Source organism: Acinetobacter sp. WCHAc060042 (genome assembly GCF_003231195.1).
GTDB lineage: Bacteria > Pseudomonadota > Gammaproteobacteria > Pseudomonadales > Moraxellaceae > Acinetobacter.
On the sequence record NZ_QKVN01000022.1, the window covers coordinates 1 to 19,283 of the forward strand.

Consider the following 19,283-nt stretch of genomic DNA (forward strand, 5'->3'; position numbering starts at 1 on the left):
CTGTAAAAAATAAGCCCACAGGCGCATCAAAAAGTTGAAAATTATGGAGTTGCTGTTGAGCCATTTTACTTTTTTCATTTTTTTGAATGTTGAGTAATCCATACAGCCCCCAACCATTTTCGCGACGACGGTCAATATAGGGTGAAATCCAGTTTTCAGGATAATAAGCGAAAGTTTCTTGGTATTGTGCTGCTTTTTCAGGATGTTGAAAAAGCTCAAGTTGCGCATGACAAACACGTTCAACTATTTCGTCGCGCTTTTTCCCAGTGACCACATACACTTTCCATGGTTGTGTGTTGGTCCCTGATGGTGCTCGGCTGGCGACGTGTAAAATATCTTTAAGGGTTTGTACCTCAACCATTTGGTTTGTAAAGGCACGAACTGAATGGCGTGAGCGAATTGCTTGATCGACAAGATCGGACATCTGCTGCGTCATAATTATCCTACTTTTTATGCAAAGACCTAGTTTTGACCACTTATTTGGCAGCATGTGGTTATCAATCAAACTAAGACTTTAGTTATAAGAAAAAAATATAGATATCACCGAAAACTCAGTCTATATTTAAGAATATATGAAGAATTGTTACTTAATTATTGCAAAAACATTTTTAAATTGTAATTTCATAATTCAAAGCAGATGAAGTGTGATGCTTATTCCAGTTTAGAAGGTTTCTAATTAGACTTTAGTTGCAAAAGTAATAAAAGATCATATCCAAAAACATCGAAATGTGCGATTTTTCATCTTTATAAGATTGTTCTATACATAAAGAGACCGAAATGGAATGGTTTTTGTATAGTAAATTTTACTGAAATGGAATTTTTGACTTACCACTAACTATGTAATAAAGGAAGCTTGCGTATGCGTTTAGCCCTCACTAAAAAGCCATTTGTCGCTCAAAGCCTAGCACTTAGTGTTGCCGCGTTGATGATGACAACGACTCATGCAGCAACGAAAGAACAACAAGAGCTTGCTCAATTGCGCGCTGAAGTTGCTGAGTTAAAAGCTTTAATGCAACAGCAGCAACAAGTTCAACAACAACAAGCCGTTCAGATTCAACAAGTCAAAGCACAGCCAGCACCACCTGCGAAGCCTGAGTCAGCATTGTCTTCATTTAAATCTAAGTCAGGTGCTGACATTAACCTATATGGTTTTGTTCGTGGCGATGCAAACTACATTATTGAGGGTGCGGATGATGACTTCAATAAAGTGTCTAGTTCAGATGGTCAAACCAAAGACAAGCTTCGCGCAACTGCTAAAACTACGCGTTTAGGTTTGGATTTCAATACCAATGTTGGTGGTGATAATAAGCTTGGCGGTAAGGTTGAAGTTGACTTTGCTGGAACAAATGAAGCACTACGTATTCGCCATGCGTATTTAACCTATAACAACTGGTTATTTGGTCAAACCACTTCTAATTTCCTGTCTAACCATGCACCAGAAATGATTGATTTTGGGACCAACGTGGGTGGGGGTACGGCACGTATTCCACAAGTTCGTTATGGCTTTAATTTAGCGCCTGCAACTAAATTATTCCTTGCTGCTGAAGAAGGTAATAGTTCTGCAACAGCTCGAAATGCGACTAATACAGCAAACGTTACTTCAGATGTAAAATATAGCTTACCTGTATTAACTGCAAAATTAACGCAAGGTTTTGCAGATGGTAAAGCAAATGCATCTGTTCGCGGCTTAGTAGAGCAATATAAGTCTGATGCATCAGGCGATGATAAAACAGGTTGGGGTGTGGCAGCTGGTGTAAATTATCAAGTGATTGACCCGCTAAAACTAAGTGCAGATGTATCTTATGTACAAGGTAATAGTAATTACCTATATGGAAGTAATACAGCATTCTACGTAGATCCAGCAAATGGTAACATCGAGCAAAATGAAGCATTTGGTGTGCAGGTCGGTGGTACATATAAGTTCAACGAAAAATTACGTTCGACTTTAGCTTATGGCGCACTGTTTGCGGATGATGGTACGGATTACGCAACTTTAAATCCAGCAGCAAATGAAGAAGTTTACCAAGCATGGATTAACTTTATCTATTCACCAGTTAAGCCATTGGACTTAGGTGTTGAATATATCAATGGTAAACGCGATACCTTTGCAGGAAATAGCTACAAAGACAACCGTGTTGGTTTTATGGCGAAATATAACTTCTAAAATCGAAAACTGTAGTAACAAAACAGGAGCTTTAAGCTTCTGTTTTGTTTTTTAGAAAGCATAGAAAATTTATATAGGCTAAATAATGAGTGAAAATAGATTTTAGTATTAAGACAGAAAAAGAATAAGGGAAATAGTTAAAAATTATTGTAAAAAAATAAAGATTATCTATAAAAAATCTGCATAATGTCGGTCTTTCACTCGTATTGTGCTTTTATTGGTTAATTTTAAGCCAGTATGGGGCGATTTTTGTGACTTAAGTCAAAAAATCGTATCTGTGTCCAAAAATTATTGGGCATTACGTTCTTTCAGTTTACTCATCGGTAGAGCTGAATATGTTATGCATCAGATCGCTTAGTTGTTACCAATTTACCCATTGCCTGAATTTTCATACGCAAGACTGAGTTTGACTCAGATTTACGAAATCTATCTTGAAGTATCAATGGATTCAGTGGCTTATTTATTAGCCAGATAACAACTCTAAGCATCAGCTTTATGGACAATTGTCATGGAATTTACATTTAACGCATTTTATACCTTGATTGCTGCTGTCATTGTTTTGTTACTTGGTCGCTTCTTGGTTAATAAAATTGATTTCTTGAAACGCTACAACATTCCTGAGCCTGTAGCAGGTGGTTTGGTTGCTGCAATTATCTCTTTGCTTGTACATAGTCTTTGGGGCTATAGCATTACTACAAGTAGCGAATTACAGACCAGTTTTATGCTGATTTTCTTCGCTTCAATTGGTTTAAGTGCAAACTTCTCCAAATTACGTGAAGGTGGGATCGGTCTTATTATTTTCTTAATGGCTGTTGCTTCCTTTATTGTGGTACAAAATTTCGTGGGCATTAGCCTTGCAACCCTATTAGGTATTGATCCATTGATTGGTTTAATTGCGGGTTCAATTACCTTAACTGGTGGTCACGGTACTGCGGGTGCTTGGGGTGAAATTTTAGAAGTTAAGCATGGTATTCAAGGTGCACTTGCATTAGGTATGGCGAGTGCAACTTTTGGTCTAATTATTGGTGGTTTAATTGGTGGCCCCTTAGCAAAACTACTTATTAACCGCTATGAATTAGCGACACCACGTACCAATGAGCAGATTGAAAGAAGTGATAATACGCCTTTACCAGAGATTAGCTCAACGGAATATGTACCATTTGAATATCCGCATCGGGTTCGTCTTATCACAGCTGATAATGCAATTACCACATTAGGTTTGTTCGCAGGCTGTTTGGCTTTTGCTGACTTTATGACAGGTCAGATGAAAGGCACAATGCTTGAGTTGCCAACATTCGTTTGGGCGCTTGCTGGTGGTGTGATTTTACGTAATGTATTGGAAGGGATTTTTAAAGTCCAAATCTTTGATCGCGCGATTGATGTATTTGGTAATGCATCATTATCACTTTACCTTGCGATGGCATTATTATCATTGAAATTATGGCAGTTGGCTGACTTGGCTGGTCCACTGGTTGTTATTTTGGGTGCGCAAACAATTACTATGGCATTGTATGCGGGCTTCGTAACTTTCCGTGTAATGGGGAAAAACTACGATGCTGCTGTATTGTCTGCAGGACACTGTGGTTTTGGTATGGGTGCAACACCAACAGCAGTGGCAAACATGCAAGCCATTACCAACATGTATGGTCCTTCTCATAAGGCATTCTTAATTGTTCCTTTATGTGGCGCCTTCTTTGTAGACTTGATTAACGTTGCTATTATTCAGTCTATTTTGCAGTTTTTTAGCTAATTGAATTTGCGATTTGCCCTAGGAAACTAGGGCTTTTTTGCTTTTTAGTCTTTCACAATAATTAGGAAGTCGAGATGAATGATCAGTTAAATGAAACATTACTCGGGTGGGTGAATACACTGAATGGACCTCTGTGGGACTTTTTAGTGGTTTTTCTGGTTGCCGTTGGTTTGTTTTACACGCTAATTACGGGTGCGGTGCAGGTTCGCTTATTTTTACACAGCATCAAGGTGATGAAATCAAGCCGTAAGGAATGTGATGATGACCATGGTATTACGCCTTTTCAGGCTTTTGTAACGGGGCTTGCAAGCCGTGTTGGTGTGGGTAATGTCGCTGGTGTTGCGATCGCAATTGCGATTGGTGGACCGGGTGCAGTTTTTTGGATGTGGGTGACTGCATTTTTAGGCATGAGCTCAGCTTTTGTTGAATCATCTTTAGCACAATTGTTTAAAGTACGCGACCAAGAGAATAAACAGTTCCGTGGAGGCCCTGCTTATTATATTACTCAAGGTCTGAAGCAAAAGTGGTTGGGCGTAGTTTTTGCTGTAGCATTAATTTCAACCTATGGTTTTGTGTTTAATGCAGTACAAGCCAATGCCATTACTGGTGCAACAGCACATGCATGGGGTTGGGACAAAGCCAATTTGGCTTTTGAACTGGGTGGCATTCATATTGTGGTGTCTTGGGTTGGGCTCGGTTTAGTCTTGCTAACTGCAGTGATTATCTTTGGTGGGATTAAGCGTATTGCGAAGGTTGCTGAAAGCTTTGTTCCATTTATGGCTATATTGTATTTAGTTGTTGCACTTTATATTGCCATTATTAACTATGCTATTTTGCCCGACATCTTTCAGCTTATTTTCTCGAAAGCATTTGAGTTTGAGGCGGCAGCAGGTGGATTCTTCGGTGCGATGGTTTCTATGGCAATGATGATGGGGATTAAACGTGGTTTATTCTCAAATGAAGCAGGTATGGGTTCAGCACCAAATGCGGCAGCTGCATCAGATGTGAAACATCCCGTAAACCAAGGTTTAGTACAAATGCTCGGTGTATTTGTGGATACGTTTGTGGTGTGTTCATGTACAGCAATTATTATTTTGGCGTCTGGTCTGTATCACGATGCTGGGTTTGAAGGTGTTGCATTAACACAAATGGCGCTAGAGAGCCAAATTGGTTCATGGGGTGATGACTTCCTTGCAACGATTTTATTCTTATTCGCTTTTTCATCAGTCATTGGTAACTACGCCTATGCAGAAGGCAATGTGCAATTTATTAACAACAACGCCAAAGTGATGTTTGTGTTCCGTATCTTTGTTTTGATTATGGTCTATCTTGGTTCAGTGATGAGTGTGCCCCTTATTTGGAACACTGCGGATTTGTTCATGGGCATCATGGCCACCATTAACTTGTTTGCCATTTTGTTATTAACACCATTCTTATTGATGTTGTTAAAGGACTATATCGGTCAGCTCAAACAAGGAGTGAAAGAGCCAGTGTTTAAATTAGACAACCATCCTAAATTTAAAGATAAAGTCAAATCAGACATTTGGTAATTCGCCAGAAAGCCTCTACTTAAAGTAGGGGCTTTTTTATGCACTAATAGTCGTACATTAATGAATCTTCAATGGAGTTCGTGCATACGTCGTTTTTTGAGCTCTAGTGAAATTACAATGAAAGTTCTTTCTCTTTTTAAAGGAGAGGGCTAGGGAGAGGATTTATAGGAAGAATCTGCCCTCATTCTAAGCTTTTCACCAAGAGAGAAAGTGACGTTCAATACTTATTTTATTGTCAATGAGTGATCATTTTTTGACTATTTTAAGAGCTCTAATGAGTCAAAATTTATGACCAAACTGAGTCCAATAGGTGACTAGACTACAAAAAGATAGGCACTTTAGGTTTAAATATGTGGATCAGGAGCTGAATACACATACCAGATGATACTAAAAGAGTGAAAAGAATTATAATAAGAGAATGCACGCTTTTACGAAAAACAACAGTCAGACGGCTACGGATTTTCATACACTATGTTGCTTAAAATTTTCTTCTTCCTTAGCGTTGGTGAATTATGTTGAAATTAAAAATTAGCCTGTGGTCGCTTACATTGCTTGTCTTGGTTGGTTGCCAAAGTATGCCAAAAGCAGACCAAGACCTGTCAAATCAGCTTGGTGCAACACATAATAATTCCAACGAAGCTCAGGAAAGAACCGATCGTATTAATTTTAAACAGCTTAAAAAAGAGCAAAATCGGCCAATTATTGCTCTTGTCCTTGGTAGTGGCGGTGCACGTGGTTACGCACATATTGGTGCAATACAAGTACTGGAGCAGTCAGGTATACATCCTGATTTTATCGTGGGAACCAGTGCGGGTAGTATAGTGGGCTCCCTCTATGCCAGTGGTAAAAACGCAAACGAACTGCGTGAAATTGCACTCAATATGAAAGCCAATGATGTACGTGATATTCGTTTGGGTATGAAAGGTTTTTTTGATGGTCAAAAAGTTGAGGACTATGTTAATGAACAGGTCAAAGATGTTCCTCTTCAACGTTTACCAACACCGATGTATGTGGTTGCAACACAACTAAAAGAAGGTAAAAAAGTCGTTTTTAATTATGGAAATACAGGGCAAGCAGTGCGTGCATCGGTGTCCATTCCGAGCATGTTTATCCCGACTAAAATTGGTGAAGATGAGTATGTTGATGGCGGTTTAGTGAGCCCAGTTCCTGTCGATGTAGCGCGTAAATTAGGTGCAGATATTATTATTGCTGTAGATATTTTAGCGCAGCCGATGTATACCGAAACGTCGAATGTATGGGGACTATTTAACCAAAATATCAATATTATGCAAAAGAACCTTGCGCAAATAGAGCTGAAAAATGCCGATATTGTGATTCAGCCAGACTTACGTGAGAAAGTGCATATTTTTGATGTGAGTGGGCGTGAAATGACGATGAAAGCAGGACAGGATGCAACTGTTGCTCAATTGCAACAGATTCAAAAGGTGTTCGCTCAAAAAAATTATAAACAGAAACTGAATATTCAAGCGATTCAGGCACGCATGCAGTAGTAGATATATATTTTGGCAAATGAATAGGTGAAATTAAGGGCTGTGCTCTTGTATATAGCGATGTTCATGCGACTGAATGTGAATTGTACAGTCAAATATATGTGATAGAAAACTGGTTGAAGTACCAAGAAGGCTTATAGATTCAATACCTTAGTCTTCTTTATATATATTTTTTTGAATGATGGGAGAATCGCTATAAATAATAATGATGGTTTTGTTACCAAATTTAGTCTGTAAAACCGATATAATAAGCGCCACATATCCTATTATCTTCCGAATTAGAGAACGCGATGTCCCCATTAGATCAAATTGCTGCGGCTGCAGATGACCAGTCTGAACTCACTATGTCGGTCTTAATGACACCAGATATGGCGAATTTTTCAGGAAATGTGCATGGTGGCACCATTTTGAAACTGTTAGACCAAGTTGCGTATGCGTGTGCAAGTCGTTTTTCTGGCAGTTATGTAGTGACCTTATCGGTGGATAAAGTGAACTTTAAAGAGCCGATTCATGTAGGTGAGTTGGTTACTTTCTTGGCAAGTGTGAACCATGTGGGGCGGACTTCGATGGAAATCGGTATTCGTGTTGAAGCGCAGAATATTCAAAAGCGTACAGTACGTCATACCAACAGTTGTTACTTTACTATGGTGGCGGTCGATGAAAATGGTAAGCCAAAACAAATTCCTGCATTGAACTTGGATAATGACTGGAAGCGTTGTCGTTTTGAAGCGGCTGAGCAACGTAAAGTTGCGCGCTTACAAGAAAACCATCATCCTTCGTGCAGTATTTATAAAAAAACATCGCATAGTTAAATGCATTGAAAAGGTCTCCTATATAGGAGACCTTTTTTTATGTCTAAAATTTATTTATTAAAGAAATTAGCACAAGTGCATTTTTAAGTATAAAATGAAACGATACGTAGCGTATCGTTTTGGTGTGATATGAATGTTGAGAAAGGTTCTAAACGAAAACAATGCATTTTAAATGCTGTACTGGCAGCTTTGTCAGAGGCAGATTATTCACAGTTCACTATAGAAGATATTGCTGCACGTGCAGGGGTTGGAAAATCCACCATTTACCGATGGTGGAAGCACAAATCTGATTTGGTTTTTGAAGCATTTAAATTGCATACCGAATCCGTCTTTGAATTGGATTTTGAGCAGAGTTTAGAGCACAACTTAGTACAACAATTATCTAAACTGGCAGTGGCCTTGAATCATCCAGTGGGGCGAGCACTGTTGGTGGTCATGGCAGAGCATCGCGAAGCTGCAGGGTTATTTTTCCAAGAGTATTTACTGCCACGCCGTGTCCAAACCCGTAAATTAATTCAGTGTGCAATTGAGCGTGGTGAAGTACGCGCAGATTATCCTTTTGAGTTGATGCTCGATACTTTGTATGGACCGATTCACTATCAAATTATTTTTTTTAACCGTATGCCTGATGATGCCTATATTCACAATTTGGTTCGGTTGGTAATTGCACCTGCACAGCGACATGTGCTTTTAGAGGAATAGATAATGCCTCAGCAGTCGCTTTGGAATAGAAATTTTATACTTTGTGTATGTAATAACCTGTTCTTGTTCACGTATTACTTTGCATTACTCACGATCTTGCCCGTTTATATCATGCAAGAACTCGGTGGGACGGTGAAGCAAGCAGGTCTCGCTTTAACCCTATTTTTGGTGTCCTCTATTGCAGTGCGACCGTTTTCAGGGTTGATTGTGGAGCGGCTCGGGAAGGCTTTTTCCTTTCGTGCTTCGGCATCACTTTTTGTCTGCTTTGCCTTTAGCTATCTTTGGGTGGACAGCATGTGGAGCTTGCTTGCTATTCGTTTTATACATGGTATTTGGTTTAGTATTTTAACAACTGTAACTGTACCCATTGCTCATGATTTTATACCCGAACAACGCAAAGGTGAGGGGATGGGTTATTTTGTCATGTCTACCAATTTGGCTGTGGTTTTTGGGCCACTTATTGCTCTGAGCGTTGTGCAGTACAGTAGTTTTAATGATTTATTTGTTCTACTGACTGTGCTGATTAGTCTTGGTTTGATTTTTAGTTGGTTGATTCCAATTACTGAATCTGTTTCTCTTCAAGTGTCCGGAACTAAAGAACGAGTAGGTTTGAGCTGGTATGACATTATTGAACTCAAGGCAGTGCCGATTGGTTTAATTGCATTACTCACGGCCTTTGCATATTCGAGCATTATGAGTTTCATTGCTACATATACTGAGTCCAAAGCTTTATTGGCTTATACCAGTTTATTTTTCGTGGTTTTTGCTGTGTCGATGATTTTGGTACGACCGTGGGTTGGCAAGATTTATGACAGCCGTGGCGCCAGTGCTGTGATTTATCCTTCATTTTTGTGTTTTGCATTGGGTTTAGTGTTGGTCAGCATCGTCAATAGTCCATGGATGTTATGGTTATCTGCTGTATTGATTGGTATGGGATACGGCTCGTTATTTCCTTGTTTTCAAACGGTTGCCATTCAGTCGGTACCGAAACAACGTATGGGACATGCTATTTCGACTTTTTTTACTTTGTTTGATTTGGGAATGGCTGTTGGCTCGGTTGTGATAGGTTTGGTGATTGCGCATTTAGGCTTCCAAACTACATATTTAATCTGTGCAGCCATTGTGCTGCTGACGTTATGTATCTACAAATTTAAAGTGGCTAAAACGACACGACGGGTGTCAGAAGCATAGTTGGAGCGTTTTATGGAATTGCGTCATTTACGTTATTTTGTTGCTGTTGCAGAAGAACTCAATTTTACTAAAGCAGCACAGCGCATGTGTACGGTTCAGCCTTCGCTTAGCCAGCAAATTAAGGATTTGGAACATGAGGTTGGCGCGCAGCTATTGATTCGAACCAATCGTAAGGTCGAACTTACGGAAGAAGGAAAAGCATTTTTAAAACAAGCTTTACTGAGCTTGGAGTATGCAGAAAAGGCAATTTATGATGCACGCCAAATTGCCAATATGAGTAAAGATCACTTACATATTGGCTTTGTACCTGTTGCTGAAATGAAAGTGTTTCCTTACATCATGCCAAACATTCGCGCGCATTTTCCGGACTTAAAAATTAGCTTTCATAGCCTGACAGATTCAGCCCAGCTTGATGCTTTGAAAAAAGGTGAAATTGATATTGCATTTACGCGTTATCCAGATGAGTCTGGAGAGTTTGAGCATGTTCAAGTTTTTCAGGAGCCTTTAGCTCTGATTATGCCGAAAGATTCTCCTTTTGCTGAACAGCGCAGTATTAGCATTAAGCACTTTAATGATCGTTACTTTGTGATCAGTGATGAAACCGCTTCACCACAGTTATATAAGTTGATCCAAGACTTTTTTAAACAGTCGAAACTGAATGTCAATATTGTCCAGCACTCGACCAATATTTTGCTGAATGTGAATTTGGTCGGGATGGGGGTTGGGTGGAGTATTGTACCTGCGTATGTGATTCCACTTTTGGGCGATAAAATTGTAGCGAAGAACACAATTGAACCTTTACCGATGATTGGACTCTATGCGAATTACCGTAAACAGCAGAAAAACCCTGCGATTGATCTCATTTTAAAAATATTAAAAGAGCAATTTTATATGGACATGTTCTGACCAGAATTCTTTTGAATATTGGAGCTTGGGGAAAGGGTCATTAGGTAAATCAACATTTCAAGTGTATGAGGTTTATAAAGATCTGGCTAAAGGGTTGATATAGCAGAACCAGAAGGTATAAATGTTCAAGATGCCTTATTGCGAATACACAGTGCGATTTCTAATTTTGTCTCTTTAACTGAGTCCATGATGATATCGTGGTTTAATTTTCCTGATTTACCATCTATGCCTAAGGCAACACCAAATTGTGTTTAGTTTAAGCATGATGAAAATTTATTTTTATAATGTCGTAAATAATGGTGAGACTAAAAAGGACTTAAAGCATAATAAAAAACACTGATAACACGTCCAAAAAATGTACTCTTGGTAAAGGCAGGAAAGGGATTGGGATAAAACAGTGAATAAAATCAGTCGTATTATTATGTCGTTGTTTTTTTTACTTAAAAATATACACATACAGTTGTGCTGTATGATGTTTAAAACATACTCAAAGCGCCATCTAAGAGGCTCAAAATAATGAAGCTGTATAGCAACGTTCATTCTCGCGGCATTACGGTATTGCCGTTTTTAAAAGAGTTAGATATTGAAGATCAGGTCGAAATTATTCATATCGAATATGCAGATTTAGCGGATGCTGAATATTTGGCTTTGAACCCAATGGGGAAAGTCCCATTTTTAGTGGATCAGGGTTCGGTGATTTCAGAAACTCCTGCTATTTTTGCTTATTTGGCAGATAAATATCTCGAAAAAGGTTTCGCGCCTGCTTTCAATGACCCCAAGCGTGGTGAATATTTGAAATGGTTATTCTTTTGTCATGGACCACTCACTGAGTTTATGGACGTGAAAAGTTTAGGCATTTCTGAACAACAGCTAGAGACTAGAAAAAGAAGTTTGGGTTTTGGTACAGAAGCATCTATTTATCGGTTTATAAAAGTAGGTTTAGCTCAGGCGAAGCCATATTTGTTGGGCAATCAAATTAGTGCCGCAGATTTGTTTTTGGCCTATTGGTTAATCTATGCCATTTCTTTCAAAATTGTCCCATATTTCGATGAATTTAAACCTTTTATCCAGTTGATTCAAAGTCGCGATGCGGTACAGGGAGTTGAATGGGTACAAGCGATTTAAGTCCAATAAACTTAGTACTATAAAACCGTGCCTTAGTGCTCATGCCAGTCTTAAGCAATAGACTGGCATTTTATTTTTAAACGTATGATACTATTTGATGCGCAGAAACGTCACTTGTACTTGCTCAAGGTAAAAATATTTAAAAATAAGGTTTGCGATTTATGAATCAATACAAGGGATTTGGTGACTTGTGTAGTCGGGTGAATGTGCCACAAGCCACTTTTCTTGCGAACTCAATATATATTCTGATGGGGCATTCGGGCTTAACCAAAGTAGTAGTTGAGCTATAAATATTTGATCTAGAGTATAGAAAATTCTGTTTTAAAGAACTAAAAAGTTAAGGAGTTTAGTACAAAACCCCTTAACGGATCAGCATTATGGTTTAGCGTGGTTTTTTATGTTCTGGATTGTGCCAGAACCTTATGATATGGCATTAGCTCACATGCAGTTTGGCAAAGAGCTGTTGGCTAACCGTGTTTAAGGTCTGTGGAATCGCTAATGCTGCAACAAAACGGTCTGGACGAAGTATGACCACAGACTCAGTCGTTTGACCAAACCAACTGCGGATGTCTGTGCCCAGATCGCCTACCGTGATCACCCCGTCATACTTTTGGCGTTTTTCATTGTCCAGTTGCACTGCTGGAATGACTTGAACAAACTTGACGCCCAGTTTTTGCCATTGTTGCATGTGCGCTGGTGTGAGTCCCCACTTTGGATCTACCCCCCAAGCGATGATGGCAAAGTCATTGCTCAGAACCTCATCGAGTAAAACAGTTTTGCCAGATTCAAGTTTAACATGTGGTTGAATGAACATTTTGCCGACAGGTGTGGTTTTACTGCCATCAGTGATTAGTGCACCAGCATGATACTTCGGCATAGGTTTGAAACGCATTTCGAGTAAATACTGTTTAATCGGTTTGATGTAGTTCAATGCATGAGCAATGCCATCACGCACAAAGCCTTGCCATTTTTTCGGTGGTGCCAGTACATGACCTGCCATCACGGAAAGGTCGATCATGGCTTTGGCATGGTCTTTACGTTCAACTTGGTACGAGTCTAATAATTCCGCAGATGCTTTGCCTTGTACAACCAATGCAACTTTCCATGCAAGGTTGAAAGCATCGCGCATGCCACTATTATAACCTTGACCTTGCCATACAGGCATAATGTGGGCGGCATCGCCTGCCAGTAAAATACGGTCGACACGGAATTTTTCTGCAATGCGTGCATTGTGGGTATAAACACGCTGACGAATCACTTCAATACCATCGGTTGTTGGAAGTACTTTGGACAATAGTTTGGCAATATTTTCAGGCTGACTGAGCTCTTCCTGAGTTTCACCAGGCATCACCATAAACTCAAAACGACGAATACCATGTGGAAGTGCTGCCGAAACATAAGGACGTACAGGGTCACAGCATAAGTAAATATGTGGTGTTGCCAGTGGGTCATTTTCAATATCAATCACAATCCACTGGTTTGGTGCTGTTTTACCTGCAAAATCTATATTCAATGTACGACGAATAATGGAATTTCCGCCATCACATGCTATTAAGTATTGTGCTTGAATGATTTCTTCAGTTTGATCTGCGGTTTGTAGCTTTAAAGTGACACCAGTTTGATCTTGGCTAAATTCAATCAATTGGCGGGAAAACAATACATGAGTCTGCTCGTATTGTTTCAGACCTTGTAATAAGACATTGTCTACTTGTGGTTGAATAAAGGCATTCCGACGCGAAAAACCAAACTCACGGGTTAAAGGTTGGATGTCTGCAAAGCAACGTCCTTTTGGCGTTAAAAAACGCATAGCATGATTCGGCGTGGTATGTGGTAAGACCTGTTCGACTAAGCCCAAAGACTGAATCGTCCGTAGAGACTCATCATCAATCCCAATTGCACGCGGGTAATCAATTAAGCTATCTAACTGTTCAATGACTGTGACTTGTACGCCTTGCTTACTTAAATAGTTGGCAATGGTCAAACCGACAGGGCCAGCACCAAGAATTGCGACTTCAGTTGTGTAATTTGCTGTGTTGCGCATTGCGAATGTCCATTTAATTCACTTTTACAGTTATTAACGGTGAAAAAATGAGGCAGAACAAGCTAGTCAATAGTAGGTCATGGGTATAAAGATAATGAGACTTTGTGTTTGGTATGGTTTGTAGTTTATTGTTTATTATTAAAATATTCTGTTTTCTACTATAAGCTTTCACCTTGAAATGATCACTAATTTCTATGATTTAAATCTATCGGCAAAAAAGAAACCAAGACAGGATAAGTCTTGGTTTCTGATTGTGCTAAATAAGAGCTGTAATCATGCTGGAGAGTAGGTCGCTTTATTACAGCAAGTAATAAATTATTTAGCTGCTTTTTCTTGGTTTGGTTGTTCTGCTGAGGCTTCTGAAGCAGGTGCATTTGCACTTAAGTCAGTAGTTTCAGCTGTTTCTTGAGTAGATACAACGACTTTATCTTCCTGTGCAGGAGCTTCCTGAGTTGCTGCAAAAGTTGTAAAGCTCGCAGCAGTTAAAGATGTTGCAATTAATAAGTGTGAAAGTTTCATTGTTTCGGCATCCTTATATTTTATAGAGAAACAGTTCAGATTGTTCATCACATCAATTTGAACTGAGCTTCATGCTAGCGTCTGAATATGCGAGGTTCAATTGAAGCAACAATGTGAAAAATGCACTTTACCTAAAACTACAGATGATGAAAAAATGGTAGGCTTTAAGTAACAAGTAGAAGCTTTTTGTGAGTCAAAAAACTGAAAATGTAGAAAAATTGATCAAAATATTTGAGTGAAAACTCACATAAAATATACAAAGGCGATGGAAATGGAACAAACCGTGCATTTTGACGTTGAATAAAATGTAAATAAAGGTTTCTAAGAGTGAATAAGCCCAGTTTAAATACATACTTTGATATGTTGCGTGTGTAAAGCCGTCGATTTAAAGTGAGAAAATGAGACATTTAAACTAAAATAATCGCTTATTTTATTGTGCTGTTTTTATAGTATTTCAGATTAGGTGGAACAATTTTGAAACTGATGGCGATGCAACAGGCGGTTCCAACGCATATTATTTCAGGTTTTTTGGGTGCCGGTAAAACCACCTTACTGATGCATTTGTTGAGTCAAAAACCTGAACATGAAGTTTGGGCAGTGTTGATGAACGAATTTGGGCAAATTGGTGTCGACCAACAGCTTATGCCACAAAGTGAAGGTTATGCAGTTAAAGAGTTATTAGGCGGGTGTTTATGCTGTAGTAGTCAGCTTCCGATGCAAATTGCATTGTCTCGATTGCTCTCAGAACAAAAGCCTGATCGACTGTTTATTGAACCGACAGGCTTGGGTCACCCTGCACAGTTATTAGAGCAACTGACAGAACCACATTGGCATTCGACTCTGCGTATGCGTGCGCCAGTCACTGTGCTGGATGGTTCACGCTTACATGATCAGACGTGGACGGCACAAAACTTATATCAAGATCAGTTGAAGGCAGCGCAGATCGTCGTTGTTTCGCATTATGCTCAGATGCAAAGTGCAGATTTAAAGGCTCTTGAGCAGCTACAAACTGAATATCAAGCTTATGCTCAGCAGTGGCTTATGGCAGATCAGGGGAATATCCAGCTTGAACAACTTGACTTTGACTATGTTGCGACTAAGCGTCAAAACCAACCTTTACTGAAAGTGCAACAACAATTAAAAGCAAATCAACAGGAATTTCCTGAAATTAAGCAACTGCCTTATCACTATGTAGAATCGGCGCAGGGCTATAGTGTGGCAGGTTGGAAAATGCCAAAACGTTGGGTTTTTGATTTTTATGATTTACTCGATTTGTTGTGTGAGCAGCAGGATTGGCGGAGGATTAAGGGGATTTTCCATACCAATCAGGGTTGGAAAGCATTTAACTTTAATCCCAAGCAATTTAATTATCAGGATGTCGAAGAAGGCATTGATAACCGAATCGAGTTGATTGTACAGAACGAAAGAGATTGGTTGATGTTTGAAACTGCATTATTTGCATGTCGTATTGAGTAATGAGGTAAATTGTTTTAAGCAAAATGAGCTGAAATCTTATATGCTATTCGGCAAATTTGAGGACGGTATTTATGGCGCTTAAAGCTACAATTTATAAGGCAGATTTAAATATTGCCAATATGGACGTTCACCAATATGGTGATTATCAACTTACCTTGGCTCTGCATCCTTCAGAGACGATAGAACGTTTGATGGTTCGTCTTTTGGCTTTTGCACGCTTTGCAGATGAGGCTTTGGAGTTTACCAAAGATCTCTTTGAAACCAATGAACCTGCACTTTGGGAAAAAGACTTAACAGGTCAGTTGGTGAAATGGATTGAAGTGGGAAGCCCTGACGAAGACAAAGTCAAAAAAGCCAGCGCGCGTTGTAAACAAGTTGCTGTTGTGACCTATGGCACTGCTGTTGATGAATGGTACAAACGCAACAGTAAACTAAAGACTTTGAGTAATGTTGAAATTTGGCAACTGTCTGCACAAAGTACAGAAGCGGTTCAGGCCCTTTGTGAACGGACCATGCAACTTCAGTTGAACGTGATGGATGGTGAGTGGACTTTAATTGGTGACAATGCACAAGCTACGATTGAGTGGACTCAATTGCAATAAACAAGCAGTTCAACAAAATTTATTTATAAAGTAATAGTGGAGCGAATAGATGAGCGCTGAATTAGAAATTATTGATTTAGTTGTTGGTGAAGGTAAAGAAGCAGTAAAAGGTGCTTTAATCACCACACATTATACCGGATGGTTAGAAGACGGAACTAAGTTTGACTCATCTTTAGACCGTGGAAACTACTTTGAAACGGTGATCGGAACAGGTCGTGTGATTAAAGGTTGGGATCAAGGCATTATGGGGATGAAAGTGGGCGGCAAGCGTAAACTAATTGTACCGTCACATTTGGCCTATGGTGAGCGTAAGATGGGCAACGTGATTCCAGCCAATTCAAATTTGATTTTTGAAATTGAATTGTATGATGTAAAAACACGAGACTAATCAGAATTATTGATAATGAATCAATTATAAGGATGTATTTGATTCATTTGTAAAAATCACTTGGTTTTTAAGAAAAACATTTGTAGATTAATTCGTAGGCAGAGCGTATTAAAGGGAAGAGTCGCTTTTGTATAGCTCATTAGGCAGACAGCATGTTATCTGGTTTATTCTAAGCTGTTTGTTAATTTTAAGTCTTATACCTTCGACGTGGGCGCAATATGAAGCAGAGCCTGCGCAGTATTATTTACATCAAAAGAATGTCAATAATATTCAATTTACTGAGCAAACAACCAGTTATTTAAATGGAATATGGTCTTATTATGACCATGAACTGATTACTCAGCCCAATCAAAAATTAGCAACAAAAACAACGGAGCTTCCTATTTCCTTTAAGGAGCTAACGGGTAGTAATATTGATTATGGTACCTTTATTGGTCATTTTAAAATTCCTGATGAATTTATTGGTCGACGTTTAGCTATTCAAATCCCCAATCAAAATTCTGCTTATCGAGTTTATCTAAATGGCGACTTTCTCGTTCGTTTAGGAGATGTCGCAGATAATGTAATGCAACAGCAGACAGAAAATGCCCCACGTATTGCCTATTTTGTACCAGACAGCCCTTATTTTACTTTAAGCATACAGGCTTCAAATTTTAATAAGCTACGCGGTGGTCTTGAAAGTCCTATGCATATCGGGGTTGCTAAAACAGTTAATCGGCATTATCAGCAGTTAATGATGAGCATAGCCATGATCTGTGGTGCAGTATTTGGCGTGGGAATGTTCACCACGATGTTTTCTATTTTCCGTGGCTCAAACGAGAGGAATAGCAAAAGTATTTTTGTGTTCGGGATTTTTATTCTGTTTTTAGCCTTACATAATTTGTTCACAGCACCTTATGCCTATACCACTTTTTTAGATATCAATTGGTTGTGGGGCATGCGCTTAGAGTATTTATTTATCTATTTAGCGATCATGTTCTTTTTGAGTTATATGTATTTACTCGATCAGAAATATTTGCACCATTGGATATATACAGCTTCTATGTTGGTGCTGACGTTAAATGTCGTTATAACACTTTTATCCGAACAGGAAGTTTTTGAGCCTCTGGCTTTTTATAGTGCCTTATTGAGCATTGTGATTCTGTGCAATTTTGCCTATGGTTTTTATATTACCTTAAAGACCAAGCAAAAATATTCAAAGCTTAATTTTTGTGCTGTAATTCTATTGTGTTTATCGTTTATCCATGACTTCTTATTAACTCTACATGTTATTGATTCGATTCATTTGTCCTTTATTTCAACGAGCCTTTATGCACTTTTAGTGATGTTTCAGCAATCACGAAACTATGCCTATCAGACCTATCATACCGAGCGCTTGAATAATAATTTGATTGAATTGAATAGCTCTTTAGATATGAAAGTACAACAAAGAACATCACAACTTCATGATTTAAATGAAAAACTAGAATATCAAATTCAAATAGATGCTTTAACGGGGGCCTATAATCGCCGTGCGTTAAATAGTGAAATTCAAAAGCGGTTTATGGAAACACAGCAAAATAGTCATGCAACTTTGGCATTTGCCATGATGGATGTAGACTATTTTAAAAAATATAATGACTACTATGGGCATTTAAAGGGAGATGAAGTACTGCAAAACTTGGTCGCAGTCATTAGCGCAGTACTCCCACATAATGCTTATTTAGCGCGTTATGGCGGGGAGGAGTTTGCAATTGTTTTATATAATGTTCCTATCGTTATTATTCGCCAAATTATGCAAACTGTGTTAGATGCAGTGCGCAGTGAGCATATTGAACATCGTAATCGCTTAGATGAAAAAGGCTATGTAACTTTGAGTATGGGGGTTTCGTGGATGGATCATCAAACATCGTATGCCAATATTCATGACCTCATGAAAGCCGCAGATTTAAAACTCTATGAAGCCAAAGAGGCGGGACGTGATCAAATGAAAATGCCAATCGAATCATCTTTATGACAGTTGTTTAATCATGGGGATCGAGGTTGTATCAGAAGTGTATTGGCTACGAATTTGGAAACCATGTCTTTGGTAAAAGCTTAGCGCAGTTTGCGTGCTTTCAAGGCTAATTTGATGGATCTTTTTGCTTTTAAAATGTTCAATGACTGTGTTCAATAAGGCTTTACCTATACCACGGTGCTGTTCTGCCGATGAGATATAATTAAGAAGAATGCGACCTTGATCGCTCACCATAATAAAACCTACAACTTGCTGATCCATCACATAAACCCAACTGTCATTATAATGCATCCACATAATCAGGTTGGATTGGGTCTTATTTTCTAACCAAACTTGAATTGTACTTTCATGACGATGGTGGTCTTTGATACAAGATCGAATGCTGTCATGCACGACATTTAATATCTCAGGGATGTCCTGAATCTGAGCTGCTCGTATCATGTTTTCTTCTTGGAGCTATATGAACAGCTATTTCATGCTAGAGCACACGATTACTAAATTGAATTATTGTTAGTCGCGATGTAGCTGTGTTGTTTGATTATATTGACTT

18 protein-coding genes are annotated in these 19,283 nt (G+C 38.9%); 14 read left to right on the top strand and 4 right to left on the bottom strand.

The genetic code is table 11. The features are described from left to right. Positions 1–436: nitroreductase family protein (locus tag DPG01_RS10680; protein ID WP_213065999.1), on the bottom strand; the 436-nt coding region annotated here is incomplete at its 3' end. 423 nt (positions 437–859) lie between these two features. On the opposite strand from DPG01_RS10680, the gene DPG01_RS10685 reads away from it, so the two are divergent. From DPG01_RS10685 to DPG01_RS19020, 10 genes are all read left to right on the top strand, one after another. Next, positions 860–2,164, top strand: a complete 1,305-nt coding sequence (locus tag DPG01_RS10685; protein ID WP_110975081.1) for a DcaP family trimeric outer membrane transporter — start codon at positions 860–862, stop codon at positions 2,162–2,164. A 508-nt stretch (positions 2,165–2,672) separates the two neighbouring features. Next, a complete protein-coding gene (gltS, locus tag DPG01_RS10690) occupies positions 2,673–3,914 on the top strand; it encodes a sodium/glutamate symporter (RefSeq protein ID WP_110975082.1) in 1,242 nt (413 codons plus the stop codon). Between the two features lie 74 nt (positions 3,915–3,988). Further along, positions 3,989–5,464: an alanine/glycine:cation symporter family protein gene (locus DPG01_RS10695; protein ID WP_086208500.1), complete on the top strand. Its 1,476-nt coding sequence runs from the start codon at positions 3,989–3,991 to the stop codon at positions 5,462–5,464. A gap of 512 nt (positions 5,465–5,976) precedes the next feature. Further along, entirely contained in the window at positions 5,977–6,975 is a 999-nt protein-coding gene (locus DPG01_RS10700; protein ID WP_110975083.1) for a patatin-like phospholipase family protein, read from the top strand. Between the two features lie 290 nt (positions 6,976–7,265). After that, positions 7,266–7,787 carry an acyl-CoA thioesterase gene (locus tag DPG01_RS10705; protein WP_058869179.1) on the top strand — a complete coding sequence of 174 codons (522 nt, stop codon included), beginning with the start codon at positions 7,266–7,268 and terminating at the stop codon, positions 7,785–7,787. Positions 7,788–7,916: 129 nt separating this feature from the next. Next, positions 7,917–8,489 carry a TetR/AcrR family transcriptional regulator gene (locus tag DPG01_RS10710; RefSeq protein WP_110975084.1) on the top strand — a complete coding sequence of 191 codons (573 nt, stop codon included), beginning with the start codon at positions 7,917–7,919 and terminating at the stop codon, positions 8,487–8,489. Positions 8,490–8,492: 3 nt separating this feature from the next. Further along, the gene (locus DPG01_RS10715) at positions 8,493–9,680 is read left to right on the top strand and encodes an MFS transporter (RefSeq protein WP_110975085.1); all 1,188 of its coding nucleotides are present in this window, start codon (positions 8,493–8,495) and stop codon (positions 9,678–9,680) included. Positions 9,681–9,692: 12 nt separating this feature from the next. Beyond that, positions 9,693–10,586, top strand: coding sequence for a LysR substrate-binding domain-containing protein (locus DPG01_RS10720; RefSeq protein ID WP_110975086.1), 894 nt, complete (start codon positions 9,693–9,695; stop codon positions 10,584–10,586). A gap of 516 nt (positions 10,587–11,102) precedes the next feature. After that, positions 11,103–11,711 (top strand): glutathione S-transferase family protein, encoded by a 609-nt coding sequence (locus DPG01_RS10725; RefSeq protein ID WP_110975087.1) that lies wholly within the window; start codon positions 11,103–11,105, stop codon positions 11,709–11,711. A 161-nt stretch (positions 11,712–11,872) separates the two neighbouring features. Beyond that, positions 11,873–12,001, top strand: coding sequence for a hypothetical protein (locus tag DPG01_RS19020; protein WP_265735890.1), 129 nt, complete (start codon positions 11,873–11,875; stop codon positions 11,999–12,001). 143 nt (positions 12,002–12,144) lie between these two features. Here DPG01_RS19020 and DPG01_RS10730 read toward each other — a convergent pair whose 3' ends face one another. Further along, positions 12,145–13,752 (bottom strand): bifunctional 3-(3-hydroxy-phenyl)propionate/3-hydroxycinnamic acid hydroxylase, encoded by a 1,608-nt coding sequence (locus DPG01_RS10730; protein ID WP_110975088.1) that lies wholly within the window; start codon positions 13,750–13,752, stop codon positions 12,145–12,147. Positions 13,753–14,067: 315 nt separating this feature from the next. Beyond that, positions 14,068–14,271, bottom strand: coding sequence for a hypothetical protein (locus DPG01_RS10735; RefSeq protein ID WP_086208493.1), 204 nt, complete (start codon positions 14,269–14,271; stop codon positions 14,068–14,070). Between the two features lie 474 nt (positions 14,272–14,745). Here DPG01_RS10735 and DPG01_RS10740 point away from each other — a divergent pair, with 474 nt between their 5' ends. From DPG01_RS10740 to DPG01_RS10755, 4 genes are all read left to right on the top strand, one after another. Then, positions 14,746–15,747: a CobW family GTP-binding protein gene (locus DPG01_RS10740; RefSeq protein ID WP_213066000.1), complete on the top strand. Its 1,002-nt coding sequence runs from the start codon at positions 14,746–14,748 to the stop codon at positions 15,745–15,747. A 71-nt stretch (positions 15,748–15,818) separates the two neighbouring features. Then, positions 15,819–16,349, top strand: coding sequence for a YaeQ family protein (locus DPG01_RS10745; protein WP_110975089.1), 531 nt, complete (start codon positions 15,819–15,821; stop codon positions 16,347–16,349). A 49-nt stretch (positions 16,350–16,398) separates the two neighbouring features. After that, the gene (locus DPG01_RS10750; RefSeq protein ID WP_086208491.1) at positions 16,399–16,737 is read left to right on the top strand and encodes an FKBP-type peptidyl-prolyl cis-trans isomerase; all 339 of its coding nucleotides are present in this window, start codon (positions 16,399–16,401) and stop codon (positions 16,735–16,737) included. Positions 16,738–16,864: 127 nt separating this feature from the next. Beyond that, positions 16,865–18,733 (top strand): diguanylate cyclase, encoded by a 1,869-nt coding sequence (locus DPG01_RS10755; RefSeq protein ID WP_110975090.1) that lies wholly within the window; start codon positions 16,865–16,867, stop codon positions 18,731–18,733. Here the strand turns inward: DPG01_RS10755 and DPG01_RS10760 are convergent. Beyond that, positions 18,728–19,174, bottom strand: coding sequence for a GNAT family N-acetyltransferase (locus DPG01_RS10760; protein WP_086208489.1), 447 nt, complete (start codon positions 19,172–19,174; stop codon positions 18,728–18,730). The genes DPG01_RS10755 and DPG01_RS10760 overlap by 6 nt on opposite strands. Between the last annotated feature and the right edge of the window lie 109 nt (positions 19,175–19,283).

What these genes read in the sequence shown, in the direction of transcription:
- DPG01_RS10685 (WP_110975081.1), top strand. Translation starts at nt 860, where the DNA reads ATGCGTTTAGCCCTCACTAAAAAGCCATTTGTCGCTCAAAGCCTAGCA.
- DPG01_RS10735 (WP_086208493.1), bottom strand. Translation starts at nt 14,271, where the DNA reads ATGAAACTTTCACACTTATTAATTGCAACATCTTTAACTGCTGCGAGC.
- DPG01_RS10695 (WP_086208500.1), top strand. Translation starts at nt 3,989, where the DNA reads ATGAATGATCAGTTAAATGAAACATTACTCGGGTGGGTGAATACACTG.
- DPG01_RS19020 (WP_265735890.1), top strand. Translation starts at nt 11,873, where the DNA reads ATGAATCAATACAAGGGATTTGGTGACTTGTGTAGTCGGGTGAATGTG.
- DPG01_RS10710 (WP_110975084.1), top strand. Translation starts at nt 7,917, where the DNA reads ATGAATGTTGAGAAAGGTTCTAAACGAAAACAATGCATTTTAAATGCT.
- DPG01_RS10725 (WP_110975087.1), top strand. Translation starts at nt 11,103, where the DNA reads ATGAAGCTGTATAGCAACGTTCATTCTCGCGGCATTACGGTATTGCCG.
- DPG01_RS10745 (WP_110975089.1), top strand. Translation starts at nt 15,819, where the DNA reads ATGGCGCTTAAAGCTACAATTTATAAGGCAGATTTAAATATTGCCAAT.
- gltS (WP_110975082.1), top strand. Translation starts at nt 2,673, where the DNA reads ATGGAATTTACATTTAACGCATTTTATACCTTGATTGCTGCTGTCATT.
- DPG01_RS10720 (WP_110975086.1), top strand. Translation starts at nt 9,693, where the DNA reads ATGGAATTGCGTCATTTACGTTATTTTGTTGCTGTTGCAGAAGAACTC.
- DPG01_RS10730 (WP_110975088.1), bottom strand. Translation starts at nt 13,752, where the DNA reads ATGCGCAACACAGCAAATTACACAACTGAAGTCGCAATTCTTGGTGCT.
- DPG01_RS10700 (WP_110975083.1), top strand. Translation starts at nt 5,977, where the DNA reads ATGTTGAAATTAAAAATTAGCCTGTGGTCGCTTACATTGCTTGTCTTG.
- DPG01_RS10750 (WP_086208491.1), top strand. Translation starts at nt 16,399, where the DNA reads ATGAGCGCTGAATTAGAAATTATTGATTTAGTTGTTGGTGAAGGTAAA.
- DPG01_RS10760 (WP_086208489.1), bottom strand. Translation starts at nt 19,174, where the DNA reads ATGATACGAGCAGCTCAGATTCAGGACATCCCTGAGATATTAAATGTC.
- DPG01_RS10705 (WP_058869179.1), top strand. Translation starts at nt 7,266, where the DNA reads ATGTCCCCATTAGATCAAATTGCTGCGGCTGCAGATGACCAGTCTGAA.
- DPG01_RS10715 (WP_110975085.1), top strand. Translation starts at nt 8,493, where the DNA reads ATGCCTCAGCAGTCGCTTTGGAATAGAAATTTTATACTTTGTGTATGT.